The 11,185-nt window shown below is 66.0% G+C and carries 10 protein-coding genes; 8 read left to right on the plus strand and 2 right to left on the minus strand.

The window, feature by feature from the left end:
• Positions 1–247: 247 nt before the first annotated feature.
• Positions 248–1,354: an aromatic ring-hydroxylating dioxygenase subunit alpha gene (locus tag QZM72_RS21340; RefSeq protein ID WP_089469319.1), complete on the minus strand. Its 1,107-nt coding sequence runs from the start codon at positions 1,352–1,354 to the stop codon at positions 248–250.
• Between the two features lie 269 nt (positions 1,355–1,623).
• Between QZM72_RS21340 and QZM72_RS21345 the strand changes: the two genes are divergently transcribed.
• The 4 genes from QZM72_RS21345 (at position 1,624) to folE2 (ending at position 5,747) form a co-directional block, all read left to right on the plus strand.
• Positions 1,624–1,917, plus strand: coding sequence for an exodeoxyribonuclease VII small subunit (locus tag QZM72_RS21345; RefSeq protein WP_006479428.1), 294 nt, complete (start codon positions 1,624–1,626; stop codon positions 1,915–1,917).
• On the plus strand, positions 1,914–2,798 hold the full coding sequence (locus QZM72_RS21350; RefSeq protein WP_089469320.1) for a polyprenyl synthetase family protein: 885 nt from the start codon (positions 1,914–1,916) through the stop codon (positions 2,796–2,798). Before QZM72_RS21345 ends, QZM72_RS21350 begins: the two co-directional genes overlap by 4 nt.
• 81 nt (positions 2,799–2,879) lie before the next feature.
• Complete coding sequence (dxs, locus tag QZM72_RS21355; RefSeq protein ID WP_050011335.1) at positions 2,880–4,784, plus strand: 1-deoxy-D-xylulose-5-phosphate synthase; 1,905 nt, start codon at positions 2,880–2,882, stop codon at positions 4,782–4,784.
• Between the two features lie 153 nt (positions 4,785–4,937).
• On the plus strand, positions 4,938–5,747 hold the full coding sequence (gene folE2 / locus QZM72_RS21360; protein WP_301739137.1) for a GTP cyclohydrolase FolE2: 810 nt from the start codon (positions 4,938–4,940) through the stop codon (positions 5,745–5,747).
• Positions 5,748–5,836: 89 nt separating this feature from the next.
• Here folE2 and tsaD read toward each other — a convergent pair whose 3' ends face one another.
• Positions 5,837–6,877, minus strand: a complete 1,041-nt coding sequence (tsaD, locus tag QZM72_RS21365; protein WP_301739138.1) for a tRNA (adenosine(37)-N6)-threonylcarbamoyltransferase complex transferase subunit TsaD — start codon at positions 6,875–6,877, stop codon at positions 5,837–5,839.
• 121 nt (positions 6,878–6,998) lie between these two features.
• On the opposite strand from tsaD, the gene QZM72_RS21370 reads away from it, so the two are divergent.
• From QZM72_RS21370 to dnaG, 4 genes are all read left to right on the plus strand, one after another.
• Positions 6,999–8,228 (plus strand): NAD(P)/FAD-dependent oxidoreductase, encoded by a 1,230-nt coding sequence (locus QZM72_RS21370; RefSeq protein WP_301739223.1) that lies wholly within the window; start codon positions 6,999–7,001, stop codon positions 8,226–8,228.
• Positions 8,229–8,333: 105 nt separating this feature from the next.
• Positions 8,334–8,546, plus strand: coding sequence for a 30S ribosomal protein S21 (rpsU, locus tag QZM72_RS21375; RefSeq protein WP_006479415.1), 213 nt, complete (start codon positions 8,334–8,336; stop codon positions 8,544–8,546).
• A 194-nt stretch (positions 8,547–8,740) separates the two neighbouring features.
• The gene (locus QZM72_RS21380) at positions 8,741–9,187 is read left to right on the plus strand and encodes a GatB/YqeY domain-containing protein (protein WP_050011331.1); all 447 of its coding nucleotides are present in this window, start codon (positions 8,741–8,743) and stop codon (positions 9,185–9,187) included.
• A gap of 70 nt (positions 9,188–9,257) precedes the next feature.
• On the plus strand, positions 9,258–11,129 hold the full coding sequence (gene dnaG / locus QZM72_RS21385; protein WP_301739139.1) for a DNA primase: 1,872 nt from the start codon (positions 9,258–9,260) through the stop codon (positions 11,127–11,129).
• Positions 11,130–11,185: the final 56 nt, after the last annotated feature.

An 11,185-nucleotide genomic window follows, 5' to 3' on the forward strand; every position in this document is an offset into this window, starting at 1 on the left:
TGCACTGGGCCGCGGTTACCCGTGCGCAGGGCAAACTCCCAGCCCTGCTGCAACGACTGCGACTACGTCTGGTCGCGCTACTCAAAGAAGAACGGCCCGCTCGAAAATTCGAGCGGGCCGTGAAGGCTGTGCCAAAACGCTATGCCGTCCGTGTCCTTAAAAAGAACCTTAACTGAACGGCATTAGGGCCGAAGCCCGTCTTTTCGTCTGCCGGATGCCGCGCGGCGTCAATGCGCCGCAGCCGCTGTCAGAGGTCGCCGAGGTGGCGGCGCAGGAACTCGTGGAAGTGCTGCATGCCGTCTTCCATCGGGCTCTGGTACGGGCCGACCTGCGACTCGCCGCGGGCCATCAGCGCGCGGCGGCCCGCGTCCATCCGCATCGCGATCTCGTCGTCCTCGACGGCCGTTTCCATATAGGCGGCACGCTCGGCTTCGACGAATTCGCGTTCGAACAGCGCGATTTCCTCGGGGTAATAGAACTCGACGATGTTGGTCGTCTTCTGCGGCCCGCGCGGAATCAGCCACGACACCACCAGCACGTGCGGATACCACTCGATCATCAGGCCCGGGTAGTAGACCATCCAGATCGCGCCGAACTCCGGCGGCACGCCGTTGCGGAACTTCAGCACCTGCTCGTGCCATTTCTGGTAAGTCGTGCTGCCCGGTTTCGCGAGGGCGTTGTGCACGCCGACCGTCTGCACGCTGTACCAGTCGCCGAACTCCCATTTGAGATCGTCGCATGACACGAAGCTGCCGAGGCCCGGGTGGAACGGGACGACGTGGTAATCCTCGAGGTAGACCTCGATGAACGTCTTCCAGTTGTAGTCGCACTCGTGCACTTCGACGTGATCGAACTGGTACTCGGAGAAGTCGAAATGATGCTTCGTGCCGAGGTTCGCGAGATCGCGCGCGACGTCGCGGCCCTCGGCCTCGAACAGCAGCCCCTGCCAGTTCTGCAGCGGGCTCTTGCCGAGGTTCAGGCACGGCTTGTCGGGGAAGTGCGGCGCGCCGAGCAACTGGCCTTCGAGATCGTACGTCCAGCGGTGCAGCGGGCACACGATGTTCTGCGCATGGCCGCGCCCGTTGAGCATGATCGCCTGCCGGTGGCGGCACACGTTCGACAACAGTTCGATCTGGTTCGTCTGGTTACGGACCAGCACGCGGCCTTCCTTCTCGGAGGGCAGCGCAAAATAGTCTCCCGCCTCGGGCACCATCAACTCGTGCCCGACGTAGCGAGGACCTTTCTTGAAGAGGGTTTCGATCTCGCGCTCGAGTAGCGCCTCATCGAAATATGCAGTGACTGGAAGCTGGCTGTGGGCCGACTTCAACTGAAGCGCATCGCTCAGATTGGACATTCCCACTCCCGGTGTTAGCGTGAAAGCAGTGAACAACCCAACCATCGAAAAATCGATTTAGGGAAACGGAGAATTATACCCGGTTCGCCCCGCAAGGCTAGGATTAAGTGCCTGATTTGTGTCAATTTTTTGTCGGGCGACCGTCGAAAGGCGCACACTGTGCGTCGTAGATGGGGCCGGAATTGTGCGCGGGCGCCCACGACGGCAGGTCGGAAAATTCTCTTTTGCCGTAGAATGTCCGACTTGTTTTGAAATTTGACACCTCGTCCATGGCGAAAACCGCATCCCCAGGCGCCACGCCGCCCGGCAATGGCACCGAACCGTTGCCGGACAATTATGAGATGGCGCTCGCGGAACTCGAGACGCTGGTTGCCCGGATGGAAGGCGGCGCGTTGAGCCTCGAGGATTCGCTGGCGGCGTATCGCCGCGGTGCGACCCTCGTTGCGTTTTGCCAACAGCAGCTCGAGAAAGTGGAGCAGCAGGTTCGCGTGCTCGACGGCGCGACGCTGAAGCCGCTTTCGTCCGGAACGGCCGCCACGGACGGCGAAGACGACGATCTATGACATTCGAACAATGGATGCGGTCCGTGCTCGACCGTGTCGAGGACGCACTCGGCCACTATCTGCCGGCTGAAACCGCGACGCCCGCGAAACTTCACGAGGCGATGCGCTATGCGGTTCTCGGTGGCGGCAAACGCGTTCGCCCGCTGCTGTGCCATGCGGCGGGCGAACTGACCGGCGCGACGGAAGCGGCGCGCAACGCGGCGGCGGCGGCGCTGGAGATGGTCCACGTCTACTCGCTCGTGCACGACGACATGCCGTGCATGGACGACGACGCGCTGCGTCGCGGCAAGCCGACCGTGCACGTGCAGTACGACGAGCCGACGGCGCTGCTGGTCGGCGACGCGCTGCAGTCGCAGGCGTTCGTCGCGTTGACCGACGCCGATGCGCTGTCGCCGGTGCAGCAGGCGGCGCTCGTGCGCGAGCTGGCGCTCGCGAGCGGCTCGATCGGCATGGCCGGCGGGCAGGCGATCGACCTGGCGAGCGTCGGCCTGAAGCTGACGCGCGAACAGCTCGAGACGATGCACCGGATGAAGACGGGCGCCTTGCTGCGCGCGGCCGTGCGGATGGGCGCGCTGGCCGGCGAGACGCCGTCGGCGGAAACGATGGCCGCGCTGGATGTTTACGCGGGCGCCGTGGGTCTGGCCTTCCAGGTCGTCGACGACATTCTCGACGTCACGACCGATTCGGCGACGCTCGGCAAGACGGCCGGCAAGGATGCGGCGAACGACAAGCCGACCTATGTATCGATCCTCGGTCTCGAGGCGTCGCGCGAACTGGCGGCGCAACTGCGCGCCGAAGCGCACGACGCGCTGAAACCGTTCGGCGCACGCGCACAGCGTCTCGCCGAACTTGCCGACCTGGTAGTGAACCGGGTCAGCTGACGCGAAAGCCCGCCGCCGCGCACACGCTACGGTGCGTGCAAAAGAATGCGGGCGCGTTTGATTTCCTACAATGGAACGACGATGTACGACTTGCTGAAAACCATCGACGACCCGGCGGATTTGCGCCGCCTCGATCGTCGCCAACTGCAACCGCTCGCGGATGAACTGCGCGCGTTCGTGCTCGACAGCGTGTCGAAGACGGGCGGCCATTTGTCGTCCAACCTCGGGACGGTCGAGCTGACGATCGCGTTGCACTACGTGTTCAACACGCCGAACGATCGCATCGTCTGGGACGTGGGCCACCAGACCTACCCGCACAAGATCCTGACGGGCCGCCGCGACCAGATGCATTCGCTGCGTCAGCAGGACGGCATCTCGGGCTTTCCGCGCCGCAGCGAATCCGAATACGACACGTTCGGCACCGCGCACTCGAGCACGTCGATCTCGGCCGCGCTCGGCATGGCGATCGGCAGCCAGCTGAACGGCGACGACCGCTTCTCGATCGCCGTGATCGGCGACGGCGCGATGACGGCCGGCATGGCGTTCGAGGCGATGAACAACGCGGGCGTGTCGGAAGACGCGAAGGTGCTCGTGATCCTGAACGACAACGACATGTCGATCTCGCCGCCGGTCGGCGCGCTGAATCGCCATCTCGCCCGCCTGATGTCGGGCCGCTTCTATGCGGCCGCGCGCGCGGGCGTCGAGCGCGTGCTGAGCGTGGCGCCGCCGGTGCTCGAACTCGCGCGCAAGCTCGAGGAGCACGCGAAGGGCATGGTCGTGCCGGCCACGCTGTTCGAGGAGTTCGGCTTCAACTACATCGGCCCGATCGACGGTCACGATCTCGATTCGCTGATCCCGACGCTGCAGAACATCCGCGAGCTGCGCGGCCCGCAGTTCCTGCACGTGGTGACGAAGAAAGGTCAGGGCTACAAGCTCGCCGAAGCCGATCCCGTGCTCTATCACGGCCCTGGCAAGTTCAATCCGGCCGAAGGCATCAAGCCGTCGACCACCCCGGCGAAGAAGACGTACACGCAGGTGTTCGGCGAGTGGCTGTGCGACGAAGCCGAGCGCGATACGCGCGTGGTCGGCATCACGCCCGCGATGCGCGAAGGCTCGGGCATGGTCGAATTCGAGAAGCGCTTCAAGGATCGCTACTACGACGTCGGCATCGCCGAGCAGCACGCGGTGACGTTCGCGGGCGGTCTCGCGACCGAAGGGCTGAAGCCCGTCGTCGCGATCTACTCGACGTTCCTGCAGCGTGCGTACGACCAGTTGATTCACGACGTCGCGCTGCAGAACCTGCCGGTCGTGTTCGCGATCGACCGCGCGGGCCTCGTCGGCGCGGACGGCGCGACGCATGCGGGCGCGTACGATCTCGCGTTCATGCGCTGCATCCCGAACATGACGATCATGGCCGCGTCCGACGAGAACGAATGCCGTCAGATGCTGCACACGGCGCTGCAGCAACCGAACCCGACCGCGGTGCGCTATCCGCGCGGCGCGGGCACGGGCGTGGCGACGGTGAAGGAATTCACCGAGATTCCGCTCGGCAAGGGTGAGGTGCGTCGCCGCACGTCGCAGCCGGAAGGCAAGCGCGTCGCGATCCTCGCGTTCGGCACGATGGTGGCGCCGTCGCTCGCCGCCGCGGAGGAGCTCGATGCAACGGTCGCGAACATGCGCTTCGTGAAGCCGATCGATGCGGCGCTCGTGCGTGAGCTTGCCGAAACGCACGACTACGTCGTCACGGTCGAGGAAGGTTGCGTGATGGGCGGCGCGGGCTCGGCCTGCGTCGAAGCCCTGATGGAGAGTGGGGTTATCCGACCCGTACTACAATTGGGCCTCCCTGACCTGTTCATCGATCACGGCGACCCCGCGAAGCTGCTGTCGCAATGCGGCCTCGACGGCGCGGGCATCGCGAAATCGATTCGCGAACGCTTTCTGAATCCGGCGGCCGATGTCGCCGGCCAGGCGAAGCGCGTCGCATAAGTCGACGCCGCCCGTGGGCGGCGTCGGTGCGACTGGCGCAACCGCTCTTCATTGATGCGGAAAACATGGGCCTGCGGGCCCATGTTGCTTTTCCGGCCGCCGCATGATGCGGCGTGCGCGTCGTCGGACGCGCGGCTTACAAGGATTGAACAAATGAACCAGATGAATCCCGCCTTCGTGATGCCCGACGTGCAGAGCACGGTGGATACCCGTCAGATCCCGATTCAGCGCGTGGGCGTGAAGGCGGTTCGGCATCCGTTGACGGTGTGTACCGAAAGCGGCGACGTGCAACCGACGGTCGGTGTCTGGAACCTCGACGTCCGTCTGCCGGCCGATCAGAAAGGCACGCACATGTCGCGCTTCGTCGCGCTGCTCGAAGAGAATCGTGCGCCGTTGACGGTCGAGCGCTTCCGCGCGATGCTCGCGTCGATGCTCGAAAAGCTGGAAGCCGAGGCCGGCCGCATCGAAGTCACGTTCCCGTATTTCGTGAACAAGACGGCGCCGGTGTCCGGCGTGCAGAGCCTGCTCGACTATGAAGTGACGCTCGCGGGCGAAAGCCGCGACGGCGACACGCGCGTGTTCCTGAAGGTGCTCGTGCCGGTGACGAGCCTGTGCCCGTGCTCGAAGAAGATCTCGCAGTACGGCGCGCACAACCAGCGCTCGCACGTGACGATCGATGCGGAGCTGGCCGCCGATCTGCCGGTCGAGGCGCTGATTCGCATCGCGGAAGAGGAAGCGTCGTGCGAACTGTGGGGGCTGCTGAAGCGTCCGGACGAGAAGTTCGTCACCGAGCGTGCATACGAGAACCCGAAGTTCGTCGAGGATCTCGTGCGTGACGTCGCGCAACGTCTCGATGCGGACGAGCGGGTGATCGCGTACGTGCTCGAAGCCGAGAATTTCGAGTCGATCCACAATCACAGCGCGTATGCGCTGATCGAGCGCGACAAGCGGCTGGCGGCATAACGCCGCGGCGTTTTGTCGCGCCAATGACGAAGGCCGCTCGGAACCGAGCGGCCTTTTGTTTTCCTGTCTGGGGCGTTGCGCGGCGCGATTCAGCTCGCGAGCGACGCGAGATCCCAGCGCGGTTTCACCGTGAACGCGTAGTCGGCATTCGCCTGTCCGGGCCAGCGGCCGAGCCGCAGCGCACCCGCGAGCGCGATCATCGCGCCGTTGTCGGTGCACAGCGCGAGATCGGGATAGTGCACGTCGAAGCCGCGCTTGGCCGCGGCCGCCGACAGGGCGGCGCGCAACTGGCGGTTCGCGCCGACACCGCCCGCGACCACGAGGCGCTTGAGCTTCGTTTGCTTCAGCGCGGCGAGCGACTTCGCGACGAGTACGTCGACGGCCGCATCGACGAAGCCGCGCGCGAGGTCGGCCTTCGCGCGTTCGAGTGCTTCGCCCTCGAGCTTCGCCGCTTCGAATTTCTTCATCTGTGTGAGCACGGCCGTCTTCAGGCCACTGAAGCTGAAGTCGAGATCGCCCGAATGCAGCATCGGGCGCGGCAGCACGACCGCGCCCGGCGTGCCGGTTTCGGCGAGCTTCGATACTTCGGGGCCGCCCGGATAGCCGAGACCGATCAGTTTCGCCGTCTTGTCGAACGCTTCGCCGGCCGCGTCGTCGAGCGTCTCGCCGAGTGTCTCGTACACGCCGACGTCCGTCACGCGCATCAGTTGCGTGTGGCCGCCGGAAACCAGCAGCGCGACGAACGGGAACGGCGGCGGCTCGTCGACCAGCAACGGCGACAGCAGGTGGCCTTCGAGGTGATGGATGCCGACGGTCGGCTTGTTCCACGCGAGCGCGAGCGCATTCGCGATGCTCGCGCCGACCAGCAGCGCGCCAGCGAGGCCCGGCCCCTGCGTGAACGCGATCGCGTCGATGTCGTCGCGGCGCGCGCCGCTTTGCGCCATCACTTCCTCGAGCAGCGGCAGCGCGCGGCGGATATGGTCGCGCGACGCGAGTTCGGGCACGACGCCGCCGTAGTCGCGGTGCATCGCGATCTGCGAATGGAGCGCGTGTGCGAGCAGGCCGCGCTGCGTGTCGTAGAGCGCGAGGCCGGTTTCGTCGCAGGAGCTTTCGATGCCGAGAACGAGCATGGGTGAGGGCAGGGCGCGCCGGTTCGGGCGTGCCGCGGGTAGGTCGACGTAACCCGAAATTATAGCAGGCCGGGGCTCGCGGCCGCCGCGGGCGGCCCGAGCCCGAGGGTGGACAGGTACAATCCGCGCCATGGAAACTTATGACATCGCCGTGATCGGCGCGGGCGCCGCCGGCATGATGAGCGCCGCGGTTGCCGGGCAGCTCGGCCGCCGCGTCGTGCTGATCGATCACGCGCCGCGGCTCGCCGAGAAAATCCGCATCTCGGGCGGCGGCCGCTGCAACTTCACGAACCTGTACGCCGGGCCCGACAACTACCTGTCGTCGAATCCGCATTTCGCGCGTTCGGCGCTCGCGCGCTATACGCCGCGCGACTTCCTCGGGCTGCTCAAGCGCCATCATGTGAGCTGGCACGAAAAGCACAAGGGCCAGCTCTTTTGCGATCACGGCAGCGACGCGATCATCGACGTGCTGAAGCACGAGTGCGACGCGGGCGGCATCGCGTGGCGCCGGCCCGTCGTCGTCGACGCGGTGCGCCATGCGCCGGCCGGCGGCTTCACGCTCGACACGCAGCAGGCCGGCCCGATCGGCGCGCGCGCGCTGATCGTCGCGACCGGCGGCCTGTCGATCCCGAAGATCGGCGCGACCGACTTCGGCTACCGGCTCGCGAAGCAGTTCGGCCACAAGCTCGTCGATATGCGGCCCGCGCTCGTGCCGCTGACGTTCGCGCCGCAGGACTGGGCGCCGTTCGCGCCGCTGTCCGGCGTGTCGCTCGAAGTGCGCGTATCGACCGGCGACAAAAAACGCGGTGGCGAATTCGTCGAGGACCTGCTGCTGACCCATCGCGGGCTGTCCGGGCCGGGCATCCTGCAGATCTCGAGCTACTGGCAGCCCGGCGATCCGATCCGCATCGACCTGCTGCCGCAGCGCGACACGGTGGCCGACCTGCTCGACGCGAAACGCACGTCGAAGCGCCAGATCGGTTCGCTGCTCGCGGAGTGGGTGCCGTCGCGCCTCGCGCATGCGTGGCTCGATACGCATCGCGTCGCGGCCGACGCGCGGCTCGCGGATCTGCCCGACAAGACGCTGCGCCAGATCGGCGACGCGCTGTCCGGCTGGACGCTGACGCCGAACGGCACCGAAGGCTACAAGAAGGCCGAAGTGACGAAGGGCGGGGTCGATACGCGGGAGCTGTCGTCGGCGACGATGATGAGCGCGCGCGTGCCCGGGCTGTTCTTCGTCGGCGAGGCGGTGGACGTGACGGGCTGGCTGGGCGGCTACAACTTCCAGTGGGCGTGGGCGTCCGGCACGGCGGCCGGGCAGGCCGCGGCCGAGTACGCGCGAGGCGGCTGACGCGCCGGCCGGCGCCGTTCCGGCGGGGATGGGGTCCGTGCCTTTGACCCATCGCTCTGCTATACTCGGTAGTCTTTCCCTGCAAACCTTTATTCGTGTCGGATCATGACGATCATTCGCGTTAAAGAGAACGAGCCGTTCGAAGTTGCAATGCGTCGCTTCAAGCGCACGATCGAGAAGAACGGTCTGTTGACCGAGCTTCGTGCGCGTGAGTTTTACGAGAAGCCGACCGCAGAACGCAAACGTAAGAAGGCCGCTGCGGTGAAGCGTCATTACAAGCGTATTCGCAGCCAGACGCTGCCGAAGAAACTGTACTGAACGATTGGGCGCCGCGCGGTTCGCTGAGCGGCGCACCGGCGACTCCGTGCGATCGGGTGCGGTCGCGCAGCCGATCAGGCGGCGAGTCGCCGATGCCGGATTCGAGCAACCCGCTTGAGACACTGTCCCAAGCGGGTTTTTGTGTTGACGCCCGTTCGCGGGCGTCGGATTCACGTTTCCATCCCGGGTGAAAGATGAGTTTGAAAGAGCAGATCAGCGAAGACATGAAGGCCGCGATGCGCGCGAAGGAAAGCGAGCGCCTGGCAACGATTCGCCTGCTGATGGCCGCGATCAAGCAGCGCGAAGTCGACGACCGGGTCACGCTCGACGACGCGGGCATCACGGCCGTGATCGACAAGATGATCAAGCAGCGCAAGGATTCGATCAGCCAGTTCCAGGCGGCCGGCCGCGACGATCTGGTCGCGAAGGAGCAGGCCGAGCTGGCCGTGCTGGGCGGCTACATGCCCGCGCAGCTGTCGGACGCCGAAGTGGCGGCCGAGGTCCAGGCGGCGGTCGCGCAAACCGGCGCAGCCGGCCCGCAGGACATGGGCAAGGTGATGGGCGTGCTGAAGGGCAAGCTCGCCGGCCGTGCCGACATGACGGCCGTTTCCGCGCAGGTCAAGGCCGCGCTCACGAAGTAAAACCCGTTCCCGGCGCGCCCAGCGATGCGTGCGCCGGGCGTCGTATTGTCTTTTTTCGCTCGATCCCACGGTGATTCCGCATTCGTTCCTGCAGGATTTGCTGAACCGCGTCGATATCGTCGACGTGGTGGGCCGGTACGTGCAGCTCAAGAAGGGCGGCGCCAACTTCATGGGGCTGTGCCCGTTCCATAACGAGAAGAGTCCGTCGTTTACCGTCAGCCCGACCAAGCAGTTCTATCACTGCTTCGGTTGCGGTGCGCACGGCACGGCGATCGGCTTCCTGATGGAACACGCGGGGCTCACGTTCCCGGAAGCCGTGCAGGAACTCGCGCAATCCGTCGGGCTGACCGTGCCGCACGAGCCGTCGATGCGCGGTGGCGGCGGAGGCGGTGGCGGCGACTATCCGGCGCCCGTGTCGAAATCGGTGGCGACCGCGCTGTCCGATGCGATGACGGCCGCGTGCGACTACTACCGCAAGCAGTTGCGCGGCGCGACCGTCGCGATCCAGTACCTGAAGAACCGGGGCCTGACCGGCGAAGTCGCCGCGCGCTTCGGTCTCGGCTATGCGCCGGACGGCTGGCAGAACCTCGAAGCCGCGTTCCCCGACTATCGCGACGAATCGCTTGTCGAGGCGGGGCTCGTGATCGTCAGCGAGAAAACCGACGCGCAGGGCGTCGCGCGCCGCTACGACCGGTTCCGCGAGCGGATCATGTTCCCGATCCGCAACGTGAAGGGGCAGGTGATCGGTTTCGGCGGCCGCGTGCTCGGCAGCGGCGAGCCGAAGTATCTGAACTCGCCGGAAACGCCGCTGTTCAACAAGGGCAGCGAGCTGTACGGGCTGTTCGAGGCGCGCCTCGCGATTCGCGAGCGCAAGTACGTGCTGGTCGTCGAAGGCTACATGGACGTCGTCGCGCTCGCGCAGCTCGGCTTTCCGAACGCGGTCGCGACGCTCGGCACCGCGTGCACGCCGATTCACGTGCAGAAGCTGCTGCGCCAGACCGACACGGTCATTTTCAGTTTCGACGGCGATTCGGCCGGGCGGCGCGCGGCCCGGCGCGCGCTCGAGGCCTGCCTGCCGCATGCGGGCGACAACCGCACGATCCGGTTCCTTTTTCTGCCGACCGAGCACGATCCGGACAGCTACGTGCGCGAGTTCGGCGCGGATGCGTTCTCCGAGCAGGTCGAACGCGCGATGCCGCTGTCGCAATTTCTGTTGAACGAAGCAATTGCCGGCAAGGCGCTCGATCAGCCGGAAGGCCGCGCGAAGGCGCTGTTCGATGCGAAGCCGCTGTTGCAGGCGCTGCCCGCGAACGCGTTGCGCGCGCAGATCATGCACATGTTCGCCGATCGCCTCGATATCCCGTTCGAAGAGGTCGCTGCGCTGTCCGACGTCGATACGCGCATCGCGACGCCGCCGCGGCAGGCGCCCGCGCGCAGCGAGCGGCGCCGCGTGACGGACAGCGAAAAGCGCGCGTTGCGTACGCTGGTGATGCATCCGCGCGTCGCATCGCAGCTCGACGACGAACAGATTGCGACCCTGCGCGCGCTGCCGCGCATCGGCGAGCTGTTCGCGGAAGTCGTCGATCATGCGCGTGCGCTGGGCGACGGCGCGGAGTTCCGGCTGCTGTCGGATGTCCTGAGGACGTCCTCGAATGGGGCGACTTACGAGGAAATCTTCCGCGAAATTCTGGACTATGATGAAAACGTCCGCGATTTGCTGTTACAGAATCCGGAAGACGAGACGGTGCCCGAGCGGCAGCGTGAGCAGGAGCGGATTGCGGGGGAGGAGCTGCAGGCAGCGGTGCTCAAGATGCGCTATGACGCCTGCTGCGACCGGCTGGACAGGCTGGCGCGGCAATCCACCTTCACCCCCGAGGAATTGGCCGAATTGACGGACTTGAACCAGCAGCGAACCGACATGAAGCGTCGGCTCGGGCTGTAGGCGGCCGGGGCGCTTAGAGAGGGCTCCCCAGCGTGCTATAATATAAGGTTTCCAGC

Origin of the sequence: Burkholderia sp. AU45388 (assembly GCF_030481585.1) — a bacterium.
GTDB classification, from domain to species: domain Bacteria; phylum Pseudomonadota; class Gammaproteobacteria; order Burkholderiales; family Burkholderiaceae; genus Burkholderia; species Burkholderia sola.